Genomic DNA, 606 nt, shown 5'->3' on the forward strand with positions numbered 1-606 from the left:
GACCAGATCTCCGAGATCATCGCCGTGGAAAGCGCCGACACCTTCAAGCGCCCGATCTACGCCGGTAACGCCATTGCCACCGTCAAGTCCGACGCCCCGGTCAAGGTCATCACCGTGCGCGCCACCGGTTTCGACCCGGTTGCCGCCGAAGGCGGCAGTGCCGCCGTTGAAGCCGTGGCCGCGGCCCAGGACGCCGGTGTCTCCGCCTTCGTTGGCGAAGAACTGGCCAAGTCCGACCGTCCCGAGCTGGCCGGTGCCAAGATCGTCGTCTCCGGCGGTCGCGGCATGCAGAACGGTGACAACTTCCAGCTGCTGTACGGCCTGGCCGACAAGCTGGGCGCCGCAGTGGGCGCCTCCCGTGCTGCGGTTGACGCCGGCTTCGTGCCGAACGACATGCAGGTCGGCCAGACCGGCAAGATCGTTGCCCCGCAGCTGTACATCGCCGTCGGCATCTCCGGCGCGATCCAGCACCTGGCGGGTATGAAGGACTCCAAGGTCATTGTTGCCATCAACAAGGATGAGGAGGCACCGATCTTCCAGGTGGCTGATTATGGCCTGGTAGCCGACCTGTTCGAGGCGGTGCCGGAGCTGGCTGGCAAGCTGTAA

At 65.7% G+C, this 606-nt stretch carries 1 protein-coding gene; it reads left to right on the top strand.

Annotated elements, in window-relative coordinates:
• On the top strand, positions 1-606 hold a 606-nt coding region (locus H6X51_RS19885), incomplete at its 5' end, for an electron transfer flavoprotein subunit alpha/FixB family protein (protein ID WP_221627441.1).

It is taken from the genome of Halopseudomonas xiamenensis (assembly GCF_014219065.1).
In the GTDB taxonomy this organism is placed as follows: domain Bacteria; phylum Pseudomonadota; class Gammaproteobacteria; order Pseudomonadales; family Pseudomonadaceae; genus Halopseudomonas; species Halopseudomonas xiamenensis.